Here is a 19,805-nt window from a genome sequence, read left to right on the forward strand (position 1 = left end):
ATGTTTCTTGTCTGGGTTCAAATCGTCGACCGAATCCTGAAGCCGAAACTCGCCGCATTCGGTCCCGGGGAGACCATGACCTTGTAGGTTCCGGTCTCCGGCAGAGTCGGGAACTTGCAGCCCGGGTTGGGCTCGGCGCCAATGACGCAGGACTTCAACACTTGGCCTCTTGCGTTCGAGAGGATCACCGCAATCGGATTCGATGATGGAGCAGCCGGGCTCGTGCTGAGATCGCTCAGCACTACACCGAGGTTCGACCCTGCTATTGCACTGAAAGCGAAGGTGACGCGCTGTGCCGACAGCAGGGTCACGGCCTGGACTGCGCTGTCATCAACGACAGCGTTGCGCAACAGTCCCCGTCTTGCGGCGATCGACATGCTGCCGGTGGTCAGGCCCGCATCGATCACAACCGTGTAGTCTCCGGTAACGGAGAGAGTGCCCAGATTCTGAAGGCTTCCGGCGAGTTCCCAGGCCATGGCCTGTTGCATTCCATCGGGCCTCAGGACCTTGACGAAGGCCGAGAGGCCCGACTGCAGCAAGGTCATCTCGTCTCCGGCAGTCGCTCCGAAGGTGTACCGTGCGTTCCTGCCGGGGCGCGTAATGTTCACCGTGGTGGGTTCAACCGCGTTGAGGTCGAGCGCTCCACCTGCGAAGTCGCTGGAGAGAAGCAGCGACAGCGATGCGTCCACGGCATCGTCGGGAGTGATCACCACCGTATGGTCTCCCGATCGCCTCACCGGCCCGATGTCGCACGCCCAGCCCGTACCGAGGCTTCCGCAGTACGTGACCAACTCGCCCGTGGAGTCGTAGACATTCACGGTTATGTATTTCCCCGCCGGCACGGTCGCCAGGTCCATGATGGCCAGGCCAAGATGCTGACCGGCGGATGCCGAAAATGTGTAGCGCCCCTGTTGGCCGGGAGCCAAGGCCACGGCGAGCGCTGAGCCGTCGAGGGCCAGGGCCGCCGTGTTCGCCTCCCGAAGTGCAATGCTGACCTGGCCAGTTTCCATGCCCTCCGGATCGAGCACCACGACATAGGAACCAGGTGCCGGCAACTCTCCCAGATTCAGCGCACCCGCGCCGCCGCCACCGAAGTTCGCCGAGTTCAGGACGCCACCGTCCGGCTTGTAGACCGAAACACTGCCGGAAGGGAACGTCGAGCCGAACCAATGGAGCGCCAACCTTTGCCGCGCTACGCCGCTGAAGGTGTAGCGCGCGTTCTGGCCGGGCCGACTCGAACTGAAGACGGTCGGCGATGCAGGGTTGGGCGTCAGCGTGCCGGTGACTTCGTTCGACAGCATGAGGCTCAGGCTTGCACTGTTGCTGCCTTGCGGGTCGATGAAGACGCTGTACGTTCCAGCCCATGGGAGCGGGCCCAGATTGCAGTTCAATAGTGGGAACGAGCCGACATTGCATTGCTTAAGCAGAGAGCCCGTTGGATCGTAGACAGACAGCAAGATCGAGCCGCCGCTCGGCACTGTCTGCGCGTTGGTGATGCCCAACCCCAAGAACTTTCCTGCGGTTCCAGCGAACGTGTAGCGACCGTTCTGCCACGCGATCAGTGAAACGGGCGTCGTGGCCCCATCGATCGCGAGCGTGCCGGAAGGCCCTTGGCGAAGCGACAGATCCAGTTGCCCGACATTCGCGCTAACGGGATCGATCAAGACCGTATAGGTGCCGCTGGCGGGAATGGGCGGCAGGTCCCATACGCCGGTTCCGTTCTGGAACGCGCCCGTGCCGAGCACCTCTCCATCAGGGCGGTAGACGATCAACGGGTGCGTACCCCAGATCGTCGTGGTCGACCAAACTAGGCTGTAAGGCTTGCCAGCAGTCGCCGAGAATGTAAATCGTCCGTTCTGCCCTGGCCTGGCTGTGTTGAAGGTGGTGGGCGTTCCAGCGTTGGCAAGCAGCACACCTGTCAGATCCTTGGAGAGGGTCAGAGCTCCCGAAGTGATGGCCGCGCCGGGGTCGGGCTGCACCCGGACGGTATAGGTTCCGGTGCTGGGCAGTTTCGGGATATTGCAGCTGAATCCCGACGGCAAGTGGATGCACGTCGTCAGCGTCGTCAGGTTGTCAGGACGGGTGATTGTGAGGGTAGCGTTCTTGCCGCTCGGCGACGTCGTCAACCAGCCGCCACCCAGTCCCAACGTCTGGCCTTGCGTGCCCGAGAAGGTATAGCGGTAAACCTGGTTCGCCGGCATCGCGATCGATGTCGCAGCGCCATCGATCACCAGGGTTCCGTTAGGCGTTTGAGGGGCAGGGTCCGTCGTGCCGGATTGGGAAACCCTGATGTCGACACTGCCCGTGCCAGCGAGATACGGATCGATGACGATGACGTAGGCACCTGTCGCGGGCGCATTGTTCAGTGCGATGGCCGAAGGAGGGGTCGTGCTGCTGCCGGTGCTGCTGCCCAGGGGTGTTCCATCGGGTGCGTACAGGCGAATGATCGTCCACTCTCCTGGTACCGTAATGTTGGAGGGTTGAAGCGCGTAGTTGAATCCGGCCACGCCATTGAACGTATACCGGCCGTTCTGACCCGGACGCGCGGTACTGAACGTGGTGGCCGTTGCTGCATCGACGGTCAGCGTGCCGGCGATGTCCCGGCTCAATGTCAGTGTCACCGATGCAGCGTAGGTGGTCTGCGGATCGACCAGCACCGTGTACGTGCCAGCCGCAGGCAGCCGTGGAAGGCTGCAGGCAGCCGATCCGGCTGACGCCGCGTAGGAGCCGCAGGTGATCAGGACTTCGCCGCTGGGCGCCAACACCTTCACGTCGATCGATCCGCCTGAGGGGGTCGTGCTCATCGCGGTCAGGCCCAGGCCCAACTGCTGACCGACGCTGCCGGTGAACGTGTAGCGCCGGTTCTGGCCGCCGACCAGCGTCGCCGTCACGGAACTGCCATCAATGGGAAGCGCCACGGCAGTGGTGCTGCTCAGACTGAGCGTCACCTGACCTGTGTTTGCTTCGAAGGGGTCAATGAACACCGTGTACGTGCCAGCGACGGAAGTGTCGAAGTCGTACGCGAACGGAGCGATTCCCGCAGTCAGCTGGCGCATGCCGACCAGTGAACCGTTGGGCGCGATGACGCTCACGTTGGTCCACGCACCTGGAATGGTCACGTTCGTGATCGCAAGGCTGTATCGTCCTCCCGCGGCACCAGTGAATGTGTAGCGTCCGTTCTGACCCGGCCGGGTCGTGTTGAGCGTCGTTGCGCTGGTGGCGTTGATGGTCAATGCTCCACCAACGTCCCGACTCAAGGTGAGAACCGCACTGAGTGCGCTCGATACTTGCGGATCGACGACGACCGTGAATTGACCCGACTCTGGAAGTGGCGGCAGGTTGCACCCGTTCGAACGGTTGACACTGCAGGCAACCAGGACGACTCCCGTCGGTCCGAGGACGCTCACGTTGGCTGAACCCCCTACCGGCGTCGTCGCGAACGATGTGATGCCCAATCCCAGCTTCTGACCCGCTGCGCCGGTAAAGGTGTAGCGTCCGTTCTGACCGCCCGCAAGACTGACGTTGACGGGACTGCCGTCGACGGACAGGCTGCCCTCGGCGACCGAGATCAAGCGAAGTGCAAGCTCACCGATGTTGGCGCCATAGGGCTCCACGACGACGCTGTAGGGTCCCGTGGTCGGCGTATTGACGATGTCGAGCGGCGCGCCGGGCCACGCTGCCATGTTCGCGCTGGCCACCAAGGCTCCTGTCGGAGAATAGACGGCGACGCTCGTATACGGGCCGGGAAACGTATATCCGCTTGGCACCAGGCTGTATCGCTTCCCCGCAATGCCGCTGAACGTATACCTTCCGGCCTGGCCGACACGATTCGTGCTGAACGTGGTGGCCGTTGAGGCATCGACGACCAGCACCCCAGCGACCTCCGAACTCAGCAGCAGTGTTGTCGATGCCGAGTGGGGGCCTGGCGGATCGATCAGGACGGTGTAGGTGCCCGCTGCTTCAAGGCGAGGAAGGGTGCAGCGGCCGACGGTCGTGTAGGCGGCGCCGTTGTTGCATGCCACCAGCAAAACACCTGTCGGACCAAACACCTTGATGGCTACCGAACCGCCAGCTGGCATGGTGGCGAGTGTCGATAGGCCAAGACCAAGGCGCTGTCCGATAGCGCCCTGGAATGCGTAGCGTGCATTCTGACCACTCGAAAGACTGACGACCTCAGCCGCGCCATCGATCATCAGCGTCCCGGTTACGCTAGTGCTCAGCAGTAGAGACAACTGACCGGTATTCGCACCGTCGGGGTCGACCACAACGGAGTAGGCACCGGTGCCGAGTACGCCATTGATATCGATGGTCGAAGACAAACCCGGCCCAATGCTGCCGGTGCCAATCTGCTGCCCGCCGGGCCCGTAAACGAGGACTGCGCTGCTGACGCTCGCGTCGCCAAGCTGGATGCTATAGCTGGCGCCGGCGATGCCCTGGAACACATAGCGTCCGTTCTGCCCTGGCCGACTGGAGGTAAACAGGGTCGGCTGAGTGCCGTTGACTGGCAATTCAGCGGCGATCTCCGTGCTCAACGTGAGCTTGTACGAAGTGCTTCCGCTGATCGAGCTGGGACCGACCCGCAAGACATACGTTCCAGCCTGAGGCAGAGGCGGAAGAATGCAGCCGCCGCCGCTGACATAGAGGTTTCCGCAGGCCGAAAGCAGGCTGCCGTTAGGCGCGAAGATGCGGATATCCATCTCGCTGTAACCGGATGACGAACTCACTTCGCTAATGCCCAGGCCGAGCCGTTGTCCAGCCGCGCCGGCGAATGCATGGATCGCGACTCTTGAGGCCGGCACACCCGACGCGGCAACGGACGGCCCATCGACCACCAGGCGGGTCCGAGTCACTATGTTGGTGTCAATGTCGCCTGGGGGCGGCGCGAAGAAGTCGCTCGCGGAGGTGGCGGAACCCGCCGCTGTCGCCACCCTGAACGGGCCTGAGGTCGCCTCGGTCGAGATCGCGACCACGATCTGCGTGGCCGTGGCCGAAGTGATCGACACAGGACGACCGTTGAGCGTGACGAGGTTGTTTCCAGCGATCGGGTCGAAGTTCGTGCCGGAAATCGTTACCGCCGTCCCGGCTCCTCCATGGTCCGGTGAAAAGGCCGAGATCGTCGGAGCCGAAACGCCGGTGGATCCGGCGACCGTGAAAGGATCCGCCGAAACAGCCGTATTGCCGCCGACGGTGACGGAGATCGGCCCCGTCGTCGCGCCAGCCGGTACGGTCACGGTCAACTGGGTTGACGTGGAAGACGACACGACCGCCGCCTGCCCGTTGAACTTCACGGCGTTCTGCGCTGGCGTCGCGCTGAATCCCGAACCATGCACATTGACAGTTGCGCCGGGCGGGGCCTGGTTCGGAGTGAACTCGGCGATCGACAGCGCACTAGCGCCGAAACGCCTGATGCTCTTGATGTTGCCAGCCGGATCGTATGCGTAGCGCGCCACTTCCCCGTTGGGCGCCACAACTTCGACCAGCCGCCCGGCTTCGTCGTAAACGTACTTGACCTGCTGTGCCGCGACGTGGACGCTCGCGATTGCCAATAGCAGCATCAAGGCGCGCCTCGAGCCGACGATCGCATACCTTGCAGAACACAGCACGAACGCTTCGAGGAAGCCGCCTGCGGCACATCCGAGCGAAAGGAGCGCGGCGAGCGCTTCCTTGTGATGGTTGAACATCACACCTCCCTGGTACTTGTCTGCAAGACGGGAAGTGCGAACAACCGCGGGCGCTTCGGCCTGTGCGAAGCACCCTCTCCTCCCCCGCAATGCCGCATTTGCATCGGCTGACGCGCAATGTAGTCGGCCACGTTGGTTCATGCTAAGGGGACACCGGCTTCAGACTAGGGGGAGCCTCATGGCGAAGATTCGGACACAGCCCGCTTGCCAACTGGCGGATTGATGCGCACACTTGCGCCCGCATTCAAACCGCCCACGAAGGCGCTGCAAGATCAAGGGAGGGGAAGTGTGAAAGCGGCCTGCCGATGGATGACGCTCGGGGCGCTACTCGTTGCGAGCGTCTGTGGCGCCGGCGAGGGGCAGGCGCCGACGGGCGCAAGGGGCATGCCATCCGCGCAGGCCGAACTCGGCAAACGCCTCTTCTTTGACGCCCGTCTCAGCAGCGACGCCCGCGTCTCTTGCGCGTCCTGTCATCAACCGCAGCATGCATTCTCCGACGGCAGGCGATTGGCCGTTGGCGTCGAAAGTCGGGAAGGCACGCGCAACACGCCGAGTCTGCTTGGCGTGTCCAGCCAGCGGCTGTTGTTCTGGGACGGTCGGCGAACAACGCTCGAATCGCAGGCGCTCGACCCCTTGCTTAATCCCCTCGAACACGGACTCACGGATACCGGTGCGATCCTGACGCTCTTGAATCGCGACGCAGGGTACGTCGCGCAATTCGAACGCGCATTCGTCGACTCCAAAGGGCCGATCACGCTGGAGCGCATCTCCGCAGCGCTGGCCGCCTTCCAGCGAACGCTGGATGACGGCGAGTCGCCGTTCGACCGCTACCTATCAGGCGACGCGCATGCCATCACGCCGCAAGCGCTGCACGGCTGGCAGATCTTCAGCGGTCGAGCTCAATGCACACGCTGCCACGTCGCGGAGGGCGGAAAGGCATTGCTCACGGACCATGGCTTTCACGCCTTGGGAGTTGGCCTGCGCGATGTACAGCGTAAGTTGCCGCAGCTCGCGATGCGTCTGACCGCGGCGCGCGAAGCAGGCAATACGCCGGGCCACGAACTCTTGGCCGATGCCGACATCGCCGCCTTGGGGCGGTTCGTCGTCACCCTCGACCCCGCCGACATCGGCAAGTTCAAGACGCCGAGCCTGCGCAATGTCGCCTTGACCGCACCGTACATGCACGACGGCAGTGTTGCGACGCTCGCCGAGGCCGTCGACATCGAGCTCTACTACCGAAGCATCGAAAGCACTCGGCCCGTCATCCTGACGCCGGCGGAAAAGAGTGACCTGTTGGTATTCCTCGAATCGTTGAGCGGGTCGAATGCCCGCCAGCATCAGAGCGGGGGAAGAGAGTGACGAAGTCAGCGCGTCGTGTCACGACATCAACCCATCATCAGGGATTCACCCTGCTCGAGCTTCTGGTCGTGATCGCCATCATCGGCCTGCTGGCAGCCTATGTCGGCCCGCGCTATTTCTCGCAGATCGGCCGGTCGGAGCGTGGTGTGGCCAAGGCGCAGGTCGAGGCCCTGATGAAGGCGCTGGATGCATTCCGGCTCGATGTGGGCCGCTATCCCAGCATGGAGGAAGGACTTGCAGTGCTGGTCGACAAGCCGGCCGCGCTCGCGAAGTGGAACGGACCGTACTTGCAGAAGGCGGTGCCGCGCGATCCCTGGGGGTTCCCCTATCAATACCGCCTGCCGGGCACGAAGACAGAGGTCGAAGTGCTTTCGCTGGGAAAGGATGGCCAGCCTGGCGGAGAAGGCGATGCCGCGGACATCGCGAGCTTCTGAAGCGACGGGGACTTCATGCAGTACCGCGCAAGGGTCATCGACGGCACACAGCGAATGACGACGCTGCTGCTCGAGGCCTCCGGCGCCGAAGAGGCGCAGCGATCGCTGGTCAATCAGGGCATGCGCGTCGTGTCCTTGTCGCCCGCCGGCCGCGGTACACCGTGGTCGGCGGCCAATGCCCGGCGCTTCGCGGTGCTTCTGTTCGCGCAGGAGATGTTGGCGCTCCTCGAAGCAGGGCTGAGCGTGATCGCCTCTATCGAAGCGCTTCTCGAGAAGGGCGAGCCGCATTCGCGCGCGGTCCTGGAAAGGATCGCCAATGACCTGCGGTCCGGCCACAAGTTCTCCGTCGCGCTGCAGCAGCAGGCGGATGTGTTTCCGCCCTTGTTCGTGGCGATGATCGGCGCCGCCGAGCGCACGAGCAATCTACCCGAGGCGCTGATCAGGTACATCGAGTACCAGACGCGCACCGACGCAGTCCGGGCCCGCGTCATTAGCGCTTCGGTCTATCCGGCCATACTGCTGCTGGTCGGCGGCGCGGTGACCATGTTCCTGCTGGCCTATGTCGTGCCGAAGTTCGCAGGGGTGTACCAGGGCACCGGCAGGTCGTTGCCGTGGGCGTCGCAACTGCTGCTGGATTGGGGACGCTTGGCGGCGGCCCACGGCCCCTGGATGGCTGTCGCGGGGGCAGTGGCGGCCGTGATGCTCGTGCAGTCCGTCTTCCGGCTGCGGCGAGGCGGCGGACTCGGTGCCTGGGCCTCGCGCCTGCCATGGATCGGCGAACGCGTGCGTCAGGTGACGCTCGCGCGGCTATACCTCACGCTAGGCGTGCTGCTCGAAGGCGGTATGTCCATCAACCAGGCCCTGCAGATCCTGCAATCTGTTGGGCTGGTCGACGGCGCGCGCATCGAACGCCTGCGACTCATGGTGTCCGAGGGCCAGGCGCTGTCTGTCGCGCTCGAGCACGAACAGCTCACGATGCCCGTCGTCCTGCGGCTTCTTCGGGTCGGGGAGCAGACCGGCCAGCTCGGCGCCATGCTTCGCCGAGCCGCGCTGTTCCACGAAGGCGAGACGGCGCGCTGGATCGAACGCTTCACGCGTGCGTTCGAACCAGCACTGATGGCCGTCATCGGCGTCGTCATCGGCGCGATCGTGCTGCTGCTCTACATGCCCATCTTCGACCTCGCCAGCTCGTTCCAATGATCGGAAGTGAACCCACGATCGCCGTCGATCAGCTGCTCGCCGCACGTGCCCGCGGACGAGGATGGGTCACGACGCTCGCAGAAGCGCTGGGATGCGGCGAGTCGCATGTGACGAGCTGCATGGCAGCGAGCATGCGCTGGCCGGTCGCTACGATGAGCCAGATGATGCAGTGGCAGCCGGCATTCGATCTCGTGCCGCTGGTCAAGGCACAGGCGCGTCAGTGCATCGTGATGCGCTGCGGCGAATCGGATGATGGCCTGCTCGGCGCTCTGGTCGATCCATTCGACGACGATGTGCTGATCTGGGCGGAGGCACAGGCCGATCGTCCGCTGCACTGGCATGTCTGCGCACCGTCGGACCTCCATGCCTTGCTGGGCCGCCACGAGCTCGCCGCGCGAGCGACCGACAGCATCGTTCAACCCGGCGTCGATGCGGTAGCCGCGGCGGGCGCCGGTGAGTCGCTGACCTTGGAAGGCATCAGCGAAGCCGCCAGTCCGGTCGTGCAACTGGTCGATTCGGTGCTCTACGACGCACTCAAACTCTGTGCAAGCGATGTGCATCTCGAAGCCACGCTGGACGGCCTAGCGGTCAAATACCGGATCGATGGCGTGCTCGATCCGGTGATGCAAGTCACCGGCGTGGCGCTGGCCGAGCAGGCGATCTCGCGCCTGAAGGTGCTGGCCGAGCTCGACATTGCAGAACGTCGGGTCCCACAGGACGGCAGCTTTCGTGTTGTCGCGCAACGTCGGGAGATCGACCTGCGCGTCTCGATCATGCCCAGCGTACACGGCGAGGACGCCGTCATCCGCGTGCTCGACAAGCAGGCGATGGTGACGCGACACGGCCGCTTGAACATCGAATCCCTCGGCTTCGCTCCAGCAGCCGCCCAAGCACTGCGCACGCTGGTCGAAGCCGCCTACGGCATGGTGCTGGTCACCGGTCCGACAGGCTCCGGGAAGACGACCACGCTCTACGCGGCCCTGACCGAAATGCACACCGGCCGCGACAAGATCGTCACCATCGAGGACCCGGTCGAGTATCAGATCCCGGGCATCCTCCAGATCCCCGTCAACGACAAGAAAGGGCTCACCTTCGCACGCGGCCTGCGCTCGATCCTGCGCCACGATCCCGACAAGATCATGGTCGGCGAAATTCGAGACCGGGAAACCGCCGAGATCGCCGTGCAATCGGCACTCACCGGCCACCTCGTGCTGTCCACGGTGCATGCCAACAGCGTCTTCGACGTCTTCGGCCGCTTCACCCACATGGGCCTGGATCCCTATTCGCTATCGTCCGCGCTCAATGCGATCTGGGCGCAGCGGCTGATGCGCATCAACTGCTCGCATTGCAGCGAGCCCTGCGCGCCGGATCTCGATGTCGTTCGGCGTTGTGGCGTCGATCCCACGTCGCTGGCCGAATTCGACTTCCGGCGCGGCAAGGGCTGCGGCGAATGCCGCGGTACGGGCTATCGTGGCCGGCGCGCCGTCGCCGAGCTGCTGTTGATGCGCGACGACATTCGCGAACTGGTGCTGGCCAAGCAGCCCGTGCGACAGATCCGGGAAGCCGCGCGGGCAAGCGGAACGCGCACGCTGTTCGAAGCCGGGCTCGATCTCGTGTCGCAGGGCCTCACCACGCTCGAGGAGGTGCGCCGTGTCACTCTTTCGGCGTAGTGCCCGGCGCGGTGCGGCCGCGGCCATCGGACTCTCGGCGAACGAGGTCTGCCTGCTCTGGCGTGTCGGGCATGCGGCCCCGTTGCAGTGGCGCGGCGCCGCCTGCCGACCGGGAGAAGCTTCGGAGCAGATCGGTTGCTGGCTGAATGCGGATTCGCAGCTTGCCTCGCTGTTGCGCACGATGCCGCTCAGCGTCACGGCCAGCGACGAGCTCGTGCGCTGTTGGCTGGTCCACGCGCCGCCCGGAACCGCATCGCTGAGCGAGCTGCAGGCCTATGCTCGTCTGCGCCACGAAGAGCTTTTCGGCAGCAGCCTCGAGACCTCGGTGCTGCGGGCCGACTGGCGCAGTGGCAACGCCAGCGTGTGCTTCGCGTTACCGGCAGCCGTCGTCGACGATGCGCGCACCATGCGCGTTCGGCTGCGATTGCCGGTCCGTGCACTGGTGCCCGCTTCGATCCGGTTGTTCCGATGGTGGGACCAGCCGCGCCGCGGCCATGCCGAGGTCGTCATCTGCAGATCCGACGATCGAACCGCGCTCGTGTGGCGGCTAAATGGCCGGCGTCCGCTGGCGGTGCGTTCGTTGCGCCTGCACCCAGCGCATCCCGAGGCGATCATTGCGGCGGAACTCGCCCGCGCGGGGCTGTCAACCGCAAGCGAGGTGCAGCCGATCACCGTTTTCGACACCGTCGCCACCAGGCAGCTCGAACTGGATCGCGAGGGCGTGAGTCGACACGCTGCGATGACCGACCTTCCGCCCGGTCTGGAAGCAAGCGCCGCCTCGTTCGCCGCGCTCGCCGGGTTGGCTTCGCCACGGCCGACGCCGCGATTCATCGACGCGCTCGCATCGAACGATGTCACCTTCAGCGCCTGGGGCGACGGCACGACACCGCTGCGACGCTTCGCATACGGCATGGGACTGTGCGCTTCATTGGCCCTGGCATCCTGGCAGGGCTGGGCCTGGTACGGCGCAGCGCAGGAGCGCGCCGATCTGGAGCGCACGCTCACCGCAAGGAGCGCGACACTCGCGCAAGCCTCGCCGAAGCCGGCCGCTCCTTTGTCGAATCAGCAGCGGACGGCACTGGCGCGCGTGGTGGCCCAGCTGAACTTCGATTGGCATGGCCTGCTCGACGAGTTGGAACGCCTGACGCCACCGGACGTGGCCATCCTGGAGATCGAACCGCGCCCGTCGGCAAGCGCGCTGGGCCTCAGCGTCGAGGTCCGCGACGCAGCTGCCCTGCTGCGCTACACCGATGCCTTGAGCAGGTCTTCACAGCTTCACGACGTGCACGTGCTGAAGCACGAGACGAACGATCGCGACAGCGCGAAGCCGCTTCGCTTCACCCTTTCGGCCGCGATGCGGCCGTCCCCGTGATGCAGCGCACACCCCGCGGCGCCCACCCGCGTCTGCGGGTCGAAACCGCCCTGCAACGCTGGGGGTGGGCTCCCCCGGTGATCGTCATTGTCCTGGCCGCCGCTGCAAGCATTCACTGGATGCGCATGACGTCAGAGCGTGCGGCACTCGATCAGTTGCAGCAGCGCCTGTCGCGTCCCGTGCCTGTCGGCGACGTCGCAATCGCGCAGTCAGACCCGACACGCCAACGCATCGCGCAGGTGCAGGCAGTGCTTCCGCCAGTGTCGGCCGCCAATGCGCTCGTCGGCGAGCTGTTCGAGCTGGCACAACGAGAAGGACTTCAACTGGAGCGATCGACCTTCCAGCACGGTATCGAAGATGCGGGACCGCGGTGGCTGCACGTCTCGCTCACGCTGCCCGTGCAGGGGCCCTACCCTGCCGTACGCGGATTCATCGAGTCGGTGCTTCGCAAGCACCCGAATGTCGCGCTCAACCATCTGAGCGTGAAGCGCGAGACATCGGCACACGAGCAGGCGCATGTCGTGCTGGGGTTCGGCGCATGGTTTGCGTCTGAAGCCGGCCCTGCGCCGGAGGCACAGCCTTGACGCGCCTGCGGATGCTGATGATCGTGCTGGCTGGTGCGGCTGCCCTGGTCGTCTTTTCGGATCCCCCGGCTCCGCGACACGAGGTGGTGTCCGCGCTGCCCGCGATTCCGGCCCCCCGGCCGGCCATGCCGGCTCGGACCCAGGAGCACCCGACTCCCCGGCTGCTCGACCGGGGTCTGCTGTATCCCGCGCGCGCCAATGTAGACCGCACAAGCCACCCCAACCTGCTGAGCGGAAGAAGCTGGGCCCCACCGCCGCCGGCGATGGCGCCGTCGCCGCCACCGACGCCAGCGCCGCCGCCGGAATTCCCGTTCGCCTATGTGGGCAAACAACGCGACGGCCATGTGTGGCAGGTCTTCCTGTCCAAAGGCAACGCCACCTTCGTATTGGGAGAAGGACACACCGTGGAGCAGGAATACCAGGTGATCAAGATTGCACCACCCGTGCTGACGATGATGTACCTCCCGATGCGCCACCTGCATCAACTCGCCATTGGGGACGCCGATTGACCTGGAATGACGCGGCGACACCCGCGCGCCTTGCCCTCGCGGCGCTCGCGACTGGCGTGCTGGCGCTGCTGACGGCCTGCACGAGCCCAAGTGCGCAGCGCGAGGCCCAGGACCTGCTGGCGCAAGGCCGCCCGGCCGAGGCGCTCTCCCGGCTGAAGCGGGCGGCCGACGCGGACTCGCGCTCAGCCGAGGGTCGGCTGGCGTGGCAGAAGCTCAGGGTCGGCGTGGTCGAAGGCTTGCTGGCGCATGCCCAGGGTGAACGACGCAACGGCGCGTTCGATTCGGCCGATCAGCTGTACCGACAGGCCTTGAACATCGAACCCGGCAACGAGCCCGCCATCCTTGGACTGAAGGCGACCGAGCGCGAGCGGATATGGTCCGGCCTGCTGCAGCAGGCGAGCGCCCAGATTCAGCGCAAGAACCCGGATGCCGCCCGGACCGCGCTGCGCGCCGTGTTGGCCGAAAGTCCCCACCACCCCGACGCACTCCGGCTGCAGAAGCAGATCGAGGCGCTCGATGTGCGGCCTAGCCAGGATGCGATGCTCGGCACGGCCTACCGCAAGGCCGTCAGCCTGGAGTTCAAGGAAGCGCCGCTCAAGACCGTGTTCGAAGTCCTCGCAAAGACGGCGGGCCTGAACTTCGTGTTCGACAAGGACGTGCGCACCGACCAGAAGGTGTCGCTGTTCCTGCGCAACAGCACCGTGGAAGCGGCGGTCGCGCGGTTGCTGGTCAGCAACCAGCTGGCGCAGCGCGTCCTCGATGCGAACTCGGTGCTGATCTACCCGGACACGCCCGCCAAACAAAAGGACTACCAGCCCCTCACCGTGCGCAGTTACTACCTCGCGAACGGCGAGGCGAAGTCGGTGGCCAATTCGGTCAAGACCATCCTGAAGGTCAAGGATGTCGTCGTCGACGAGCGGCTCAACGTGATGATCGTCCGCGACTCGATCGATGCGGTCCGCCTCGTCGATCGCATGGTCGCCCTGCTGGACCTGCCTGAACCGGAGGTCATGCTCGAGGTCGAGGTGCTGGAAGTCAAACGTTCCGAACTGCTGAACCTCGGCGTGCGTTGGCCAGACCAGGTGAGCTTCACGCCCTTGAGCAAGTCCGCCGGCGGCCAGGTGACGCTGCGCGAGCTGCGCAATCTGAATGGTGCGGCCATCGGCGTCACGGTGAGCCCGCTCACGGCTTCCGCTCGCCGTGACGATGCGGTGACGAACATCCTGGCCAATCCGAAGATTCGCGCCAAGAGCCGCGAGAAGGCGCGCATCCTGATCGGCGACCGGGTGCCGAACATCACGACGACATCGAACTCGACGGGTTTCGTTTCCGACTCGGTGACTTATCTCGACGTGGGCCTCAAGCTGGAGGTCGAGCCGACCGTGTTCGCCGACAACCAGATCGCGCTCAAGCTGGCCCTCGAGGTCAGCAGCATCGTCAACCAAGTGCAGAACAAGTCGGGCACCCTGGCCTTCCAGATCGGGACCCGCAGCGCCGCAACGGTGCTGCGCCTGCGCGATGGCGAGAACCAGGTGCTCGCCGGCCTCATCAACGACGAGGACCGGCGCTCGGCCAGCAAGATTCCCTTGCTCGGCAGCGCCCCGCTGCTGGGGAAGCTCTTCGGGGCCGGGAACGACGAGACGGTCAAGACAGAAATCGTCCTGTCGATCACGCCGCGGTTGCTGCGCAATGTCGAGCGTCCCGACGCGGGCCTGCTCGAATTCGAATCTGGCACCGAGGCGGGCTTGCGCAGCCGTGGCGATGGGCCTGCAGGCTCTCCCGAGTTGACCCCGTCCGGTACAGGCGCATCCCCCGCCCCGCAGAGCGCCGCACCGTCGCCCATCGAGGCGCGACTGGTGGCAGCGCCCGCTCCGGCGAGTGACGCGGACGTTCGGTGGGACGCTCCCGCTTCGACTCGCGCAGGACAGATCGTCAGCGTCGGAGTCGTCGTCGACTCGCGCAAGCCGATCGTCGGCATCCCCCTAGCGCTGGGCTTCGACCCGAAGCTGTTCGAGGTCGTCGAAGTGAAGGAAGGCGACTTCCTCGCGCGCGGCGGTGCAAGGACCTATTTCGAGCACCGCATCGACCCTTCCGGGCAGGTGCTCGTGACGGCCCGACGTGAGGACATCGAGGGCGTGGCAGGCAGCGGCCAGGTGCTGAGCGTCGCATTCCGCGCGTTGGCCGCGGCTGCGGCTGTGCCGGTGCGCCTGCTGACCGTCGCGCTTGAGGGCGGCAAGCTCAGCGCGGTGACGGCAACGCCGCCCGCGCCCTTGATGATCGAGGTGCGACCGTGACGCCTGGACGAACGCGCGGATTCACCCTCGTCGAGTTGCTGATCACGCTCGCCATCCTCGCGCTGCTGGCTGTGCTCGTCGCGCCGGTGGCGCGGGTGACCGATCAGCGCGCGAAGGAGCGCGAGCTTCGCCTCGCGTTGCGCGAGATTCGAACCGCGATCGATGCCTACAAGCGCGCTTCCGATCAAGGGAGAATTCGCAAGTCGGCCGGCAGCAGCGGCTACCCCCCGACGCTGGCCCGATTGGTCGAAGGCGAGGAAGATCAGGCCGACCCGCGGCGCCGAAAGATCTTCTTTCTGCGGCGCGTGCCCGGCGACCCTCTGGCAGAGCATGCGTCGCTTCGAGCGGAGTCGACGTGGCAGCTGCGCGCCTATGACAGCGAGGCGGACGACCCGAAGGAAGGCGACGACGTCTACGACGTGCGATCGAAGTCGAGATCGGTTGGCCTGAACGGCGTGCCGTACCACGAGTGGTGACTCGCGTGCGCCACCGGACCAATCCCGCCGAGGGCTACACCCTGATCGAATTGCTGGTGGTGCTCGCGATCCTGGCGTTGCTGCTCACGCTCGCGGTGCCACGCTACTTTCACAGCGTGGACCATGCCAAGGAGACCGTGCTGCGCGAGAACCTGCGTGCGAGCCGCGAGGCGCTCGGCAAGTTCAGGGCGGACACCGGGCGGTATCCCGATGCATTGGAGGAGCTGGTGGCACGCAAGTACCTCACCGCCATCCCCATCGATCCGATGACAGACTCGGCAAGCAGTTGGGTCCTCGTCCCGCCGGAGGACGGTAGCAAGGGGCAGGTGGCCGACCTGCGCAGCAGCGCATCCGGCCAGGGGCGCGATGGTCGGCCTTTTCAGACATGGTAGGCAGCGCGTCGCCGCTTCGGCACCCTCCTCGCGGTGTGGCATATGTCGGCCTGATGCTGGTGATCGCGGTGATCAGCATCGGGTCCGCGTATGCGGTGAAGGCTGGAGCCGCGCTGTCACGGCACGATGCGGAGCAGGAACTGCTCGCCGTGGGCATCGAGTTCCAGAACGCTCTGAGAAGTTTTGCCGCCACCAGTCCTCCGGGCGCCCCGCGCGCGCCGCGCACCCTGGACGATCTGCTTCGCGATCCGCGCCACCCCGCAACGATCCGCCATCTGCGGCGGCTGCCCCATGACCCTCTCACAGGAAAGCGCGACTGGATGGTCGTGCGCAGCCCTCAAGGCATCGTGGCGATTCACAGTGCGGCAGCTGGCACTCCCTTGAAGAGCGCGAGCTTCGATCGCGATCTCGGGCACCTCGAGGGCGAGCGGAAGAGCTACCGCGACTGGCTCTTCATCGGACCCGAGGCACAGCGTCCGCAATGACTTGCGGATCCTCGAGCCGATCAACCTGCGCGCGCCGGCTGCAGCCAGCGCTTCAAGAACCACGCGGCCAGCAGCGCCGTCGCCAAGGCCGCCAGCGGCACGCTGTCCGGCGCCTTGTCGGCTGCGCCGCTTTCCAGCAGCGCGATGCTGCCGTTGTAGGCCGCGTGCAGCGCGATGCAGGGCCACAGCGACCGTGTGCGCTCGTAGAGCCAGCCGGCCAGCAGGCCGATCGTGAACGCGGCGACGAACTGGTAGAGGTTCATGTGCGCGAGGCCGAAGATGCCGGCGGAGTGCACGATCGCGATGCCGCGCGGGTAACGCTGCAGGAAGGCGCGCAGGATCACGCCGCGGAACAGCATCTCCTCGAGCACCGGCGCCAGCGCGCACAACATCACCAAAACCGGCAGCTCGGGCCGCGCCATCTCGGAGAAGGCGCGCGCCTCCCAGGCCGACAGCGGCACCAGCGCCGTCAGCCACTGGCCGACCCAGTTCTCGACCACCACCAGCCCGGGCACCAGCGCCAGCACCGGCAGCAGGGTCAGGCCCAAGGTCGCGCCGACGCTGGACGGCGCGTCGTGGAACAGCGCGCGGTAGTGCAGTTTCGTGAACGCGACCAGGCCGGTGAAGAGTGCGCCGTTGGCGACCAGGCGTGCCAGCGCCGCGCGCTCGGCGTCGCCCAGGCCGGGCACGCGCTGCAGCAGCGCGGCACACAGCAGCTCGAGCACCATCGAGGCCAGCACCAGCCACAGCGCCCCGGCAAAGCCGGGGAACGGCGCTCCGTTCGCCCCCCTCATGAAGCGGCCAGCGGGAAGCGGATGAAGGTCTCGACCATCGCCGACTGCGCGGCGATGCGCTCGCCGATCGGCGCCTGGCCGGGCGTCTCGACGCAGGCCGCGCGGGCGACGCCACACTCCATCATCCAGGCCTCGAACGAGCCGTCGTAGTTGTTGAAGACGATGCCGTCGCGCACCGGGTGGCCGTCGACGTCACCGTCCGGCAGCACCGGGAAGGCCCGCGCATTGGCCGCCAGCAGCGCGCGGCTGAAGGCGCCCGGCGCCGCGCTGCGCTCCAGGCTGTAGACATAGCCGTGCTGCGCCTGCTTGACGTCCTCGTGGCAGCTCAGCACGCCGTCGGCGCCGAGCGCACGCAGGCGCGCCGCGTGCTGCAGCAGCAGCCGGCCCTCGTGCGACGGCGCCACCGCGTCGCTGGCCGCGGCGCCGCTGAAGCCGCGGTTCGGGTTCTCGCCCCAGTCGTTGAAGCGACGCCCGGCCCGGAAGCCGCTGGCGTTGACCAGCGGCAGCAAGGCGAGGTTCAGCCGGTCGAGCAACGTGGCGTCGGCGCGCTCGAAGAACTCGAGCAGCCCCCAGACGCCGGCCGGCTCTTCACCGTGAAAGCCGGCGGCGATCAGCAGCCGCGGCGCGCCATCGACACCGGCGGGCCGGGTCAGCAGTCGCAGCGCATCGGCACCGACCGTGCCGAGCACCTCCGTCTGCCAGCCGCCGCGGGCGGCCAGCGCCGACCAGCGCGCATCGAGCGCGCGCTGGTCGTTGCTGGCGCCGCCCGCGGGCAGCGTCCAGCGCCAGTGCTGCGTCCCGCCTTGATCCATGTCGGGATGCTACTGGAGCGACACGCCGCCCCACCCCGGGTCCGGCGCGGGGCCGGACGGCGCGGGGTCGGATAGCGCGGTTCAGGCGGCGACGAGCAGCGGCCGGCGCGTGGCGGCCGGCGCGGGCGCCAGCTGGCCGAACAGGTTCTTCGGATCCGCCATCGTCGGGATCAGGTCGATCGCCGTGCCCAGGCCCAGCGTCTCGGCCTCGTCGCGCAGGAAGCGCAGCGCCGAGTAGTCCTCCAGCGCGAAGCCGACCGAATCGAACACCGTGACGTCGTCGGCGCCGCTGCGGCCCGGCGCGTCGCCGGCCAGCACGCGCCACAGCTCGGTGGCCGGGAAGTCGGCCGGCAGCTGCTGCAGGTCGCCCTCGATGCGGCTCTGCGGCTCGTACTCGACGAAGACGCGCGCGCCACGCAGCACGTCGGGGTGCAGCTCGGTCTTGCCGGGGCAGTCGCCGCCGACGCCGTTGATGTGCATGCCGGGCTCGATCATCTCGGGGGTGATGATGGTCGCGTTGGTCTTGTCGGCGGTGACGGTGGTGACGATGTCAGCGCCCTTCACCGCGTCGGCGGTCGAGGCGCAGACGATCAGCCGCAGCCCGTGCACGCCGGACAGGTTGCGCAGCAGCTTGGCGGTGGCGTCGGGGTCGACGTCGAAGAGGCGGATCTCGCTGATGCCCATCAGGTGGTGGAAGGCCAGCGCCTGGAACTCGCTCTGTGCGCCGTTGCCGATCAGCGCCATCGTGCGGCTGTCGCGGCGGGCCAGCGCCCGGGCGGCCATCACCGAGGTCGCGGCGGTGCGCATCGCGGTGGTCAAGGTCAGCTCCGACAGCAGCTGCGGCGTGCCGGTGGCGACGTCGGCCAGCACGCCGAAGGCCATCACGGTGGGCAGGCCGGCGCGGGTGTTCTTCGGGTGGCCGTTGACGTACTTGAAGCTGTAGAGCGACGCATCGGCGATCGGCATCAGCTCGATCACGCCGTCGTCGGAATGGCTGGCTACGCGGGCGGTCTTGTCGAACGCCGGCCAGCGGCGGAAGTCGGTTTCGATGTACCGGGACAGCTGCTGCAGCACGGCCGGCAGGCCACGCTCCGCGACGATGCGGGCAATGTCGTGGGTGGTCAGCAAGGTGGTCATTTCGGGGCTCCTGGGGCTGGACCGTTTTGGGATGTCGGCATTGTTCGAGGCCCCCGCGGCAATGAAAACGGGCAACTCTGCTTCGCTTTCATCAGAAGCTTGTCATTTCGACAGGCTTGATTGACACTATGGCGAAATGGACAGCCTCGACCAGCAACTGATCGCGCTGCTGCGCGCCGATGCGCGGGCCAGCGTCGCGACGCTCGCGTACAAGCTCGGCGTCTCGCGCGGCACGGTGACCAACCGGATTGCCAAGCTCGAGGACGCCGGTGTCATCGTCGGCTACACGGTCAAGCTGCGGCCCGACACGCAGCCCGACCAGATCACCGCGTGGACCAGCATCGCGGTCGAAGGCAACCAGACGCGCAAGGTCATCGCCATCCTGCTCGGCGAGCCCGGCATCGCCGCGATCCACGACACCAACGGCCGCTGGGACCTGCTGGCCGAGTTGCGCTCGTCGAGCCTGCAGGAGCTGGCCGAGGTGCTGGAGCGGCTGCGGCTGATCAAGGGCATCGGCGCCACCGAAACCAGCATCCACCTGCAGACGTACAAGCTGTCGTGACCGGCTACGGAGGTCGATAAACCGAGGGATTCGGTCGGCGCGCC

16 protein-coding genes are annotated in these 19,805 nt (G+C 66.3%); 12 read left to right on the forward strand and 4 right to left on the reverse strand.

The annotated features are described in order from the left end of the window. Positions 1–17: 17 nt before the first annotated feature. Positions 18–5,681 carry an IPT/TIG domain-containing protein gene (locus P1K89_RS10045; RefSeq protein WP_284616234.1) on the reverse strand — a complete coding sequence of 1,888 codons (5,664 nt, stop codon included), beginning with the start codon at positions 5,679–5,681 and terminating at the stop codon, positions 18–20. A 384-nt stretch (positions 5,682–6,065) separates the two neighbouring features. Between P1K89_RS10045 and P1K89_RS10050 the strand changes: the two genes are divergently transcribed. From P1K89_RS10050 to P1K89_RS10100, 11 genes are read left to right on the forward strand one after another with little or no spacing between them, the layout of a single operon-like run. After that, positions 6,066–7,040 carry a cytochrome-c peroxidase gene (locus P1K89_RS10050; protein ID WP_284616235.1) on the forward strand — a complete coding sequence of 325 codons (975 nt, stop codon included), beginning with the start codon at positions 6,066–6,068 and terminating at the stop codon, positions 7,038–7,040. Next, positions 7,037–7,474 (forward strand): type II secretion system major pseudopilin GspG, encoded by a 438-nt coding sequence (gene gspG, locus P1K89_RS10055; RefSeq protein WP_284616236.1) that lies wholly within the window; start codon positions 7,037–7,039, stop codon positions 7,472–7,474. Before P1K89_RS10050 ends, gspG begins: the two co-directional genes overlap by 4 nt. 54 nt (positions 7,475–7,528) lie before the next feature. Beyond that, positions 7,529–8,674, forward strand: coding sequence for a type II secretion system F family protein (locus P1K89_RS10060; protein WP_284616237.1), 1,146 nt, complete (start codon positions 7,529–7,531; stop codon positions 8,672–8,674). Further along, positions 8,671–10,344: a GspE/PulE family protein gene (locus tag P1K89_RS10065; protein ID WP_284616238.1), complete on the forward strand. Its 1,674-nt coding sequence runs from the start codon at positions 8,671–8,673 to the stop codon at positions 10,342–10,344. Before P1K89_RS10060 ends, P1K89_RS10065 begins: the two co-directional genes overlap by 4 nt. After that, positions 10,325–11,716 carry a PilN domain-containing protein gene (locus P1K89_RS10070; RefSeq protein WP_284616239.1) on the forward strand — a complete coding sequence of 464 codons (1,392 nt, stop codon included), beginning with the start codon at positions 10,325–10,327 and terminating at the stop codon, positions 11,714–11,716. Before P1K89_RS10065 ends, P1K89_RS10070 begins: the two co-directional genes overlap by 20 nt. Further along, positions 11,716–12,300, forward strand: a complete 585-nt coding sequence (locus tag P1K89_RS10075; protein ID WP_284616240.1) for a GspMb/PilO family protein — start codon at positions 11,716–11,718, stop codon at positions 12,298–12,300. The genes P1K89_RS10070 and P1K89_RS10075 overlap by 1 nt, the downstream gene beginning before the upstream one ends. Further along, complete coding sequence (locus tag P1K89_RS10080; protein WP_284616241.1) at positions 12,297–12,809, forward strand: hypothetical protein; 513 nt, start codon at positions 12,297–12,299, stop codon at positions 12,807–12,809. The genes P1K89_RS10075 and P1K89_RS10080 overlap by 4 nt, the downstream gene beginning before the upstream one ends. Beyond that, the gene (locus tag P1K89_RS10085) at positions 12,806–15,103 is read left to right on the forward strand and encodes a secretin GspD/PilQ domain-containing protein (RefSeq protein WP_284616242.1); all 2,298 of its coding nucleotides are present in this window, start codon (positions 12,806–12,808) and stop codon (positions 15,101–15,103) included. Before P1K89_RS10080 ends, P1K89_RS10085 begins: the two co-directional genes overlap by 4 nt. Then, positions 15,100–15,579 (forward strand): prepilin-type N-terminal cleavage/methylation domain-containing protein, encoded by a 480-nt coding sequence (locus P1K89_RS10090; RefSeq protein ID WP_284616243.1) that lies wholly within the window; start codon positions 15,100–15,102, stop codon positions 15,577–15,579. Before P1K89_RS10085 ends, P1K89_RS10090 begins: the two co-directional genes overlap by 4 nt. Before the next feature lie 5 nt (positions 15,580–15,584). Then, entirely contained in the window at positions 15,585–15,971 is a 387-nt protein-coding gene (locus tag P1K89_RS10095) for a prepilin-type N-terminal cleavage/methylation domain-containing protein (RefSeq protein WP_284616244.1), read from the forward strand. Between the two features lie 53 nt (positions 15,972–16,024). After that, a complete protein-coding gene (locus tag P1K89_RS10100; protein WP_284616245.1) occupies positions 16,025–16,456 on the forward strand; it encodes a type II secretion system protein in 432 nt (143 codons plus the stop codon). 20 nt (positions 16,457–16,476) lie between these two features. Here P1K89_RS10100 and P1K89_RS10105 read toward each other — a convergent pair whose 3' ends face one another. From P1K89_RS10105 to ocd, 3 genes are all read right to left on the reverse strand, one after another. Continuing rightward, a complete protein-coding gene (locus P1K89_RS10105; RefSeq protein WP_284616246.1) occupies positions 16,477–17,250 on the reverse strand; it encodes a CPBP family intramembrane glutamic endopeptidase in 774 nt (257 codons plus the stop codon). Continuing rightward, the gene (locus tag P1K89_RS10110) at positions 17,247–18,062 is read right to left on the reverse strand and encodes a M14 family metallopeptidase (RefSeq protein ID WP_284616247.1); all 816 of its coding nucleotides are present in this window, start codon (positions 18,060–18,062) and stop codon (positions 17,247–17,249) included. The genes P1K89_RS10105 and P1K89_RS10110 overlap by 4 nt, the downstream gene beginning before the upstream one ends. 81 nt (positions 18,063–18,143) lie before the next feature. Beyond that, a complete protein-coding gene (gene ocd, locus P1K89_RS10115) occupies positions 18,144–19,199 on the reverse strand; it encodes an ornithine cyclodeaminase (protein ID WP_284616248.1) in 1,056 nt (351 codons plus the stop codon). A gap of 136 nt (positions 19,200–19,335) precedes the next feature. Between ocd and P1K89_RS10120 the strand changes: the two genes are divergently transcribed. Next, positions 19,336–19,761, forward strand: coding sequence for an Lrp/AsnC family transcriptional regulator (locus P1K89_RS10120; protein ID WP_284616249.1), 426 nt, complete (start codon positions 19,336–19,338; stop codon positions 19,759–19,761). The last annotated feature ends 44 nt before the right edge of the window (positions 19,762–19,805 follow it).

This window comes from Aquabacterium humicola, from assembly GCF_030167915.1.
GTDB lineage: Bacteria > Pseudomonadota > Gammaproteobacteria > Burkholderiales > Burkholderiaceae_C > Pseudaquabacterium > Pseudaquabacterium humicola.

Coding starts and splice junctions, on each gene's coding strand:
- P1K89_RS10110 (WP_284616247.1), bottom strand. CDS start 18,062: ATGGATCAAGGCGGGACGCAGCACTGGCGCTGGACGCTGCCCGCGGGC.
- P1K89_RS10120 (WP_284616249.1), top strand. CDS start 19,336: ATGGACAGCCTCGACCAGCAACTGATCGCGCTGCTGCGCGCCGATGCG.
- P1K89_RS10105 (WP_284616246.1), bottom strand. CDS start 17,250: ATGAGGGGGGCGAACGGAGCGCCGTTCCCCGGCTTTGCCGGGGCGCTG.
- P1K89_RS10075 (WP_284616240.1), top strand. CDS start 11,716: ATGCAGCGCACACCCCGCGGCGCCCACCCGCGTCTGCGGGTCGAAACC.
- P1K89_RS10060 (WP_284616237.1), top strand. CDS start 7,529: ATGACGACGCTGCTGCTCGAGGCCTCCGGCGCCGAAGAGGCGCAGCGA.
- P1K89_RS10100 (WP_284616245.1), top strand. CDS start 16,025: ATGCTGGTGATCGCGGTGATCAGCATCGGGTCCGCGTATGCGGTGAAG.
- P1K89_RS10050 (WP_284616235.1), top strand. CDS start 6,066: ATGCCATCCGCGCAGGCCGAACTCGGCAAACGCCTCTTCTTTGACGCC.
- P1K89_RS10045 (WP_284616234.1), bottom strand. CDS start 5,681: ATGTTCAACCATCACAAGGAAGCGCTCGCCGCGCTCCTTTCGCTCGGA.
- ocd (WP_284616248.1), bottom strand. CDS start 19,199: ATGACCACCTTGCTGACCACCCACGACATTGCCCGCATCGTCGCGGAG.
- P1K89_RS10065 (WP_284616238.1), top strand. CDS start 8,671: ATGATCGGAAGTGAACCCACGATCGCCGTCGATCAGCTGCTCGCCGCA.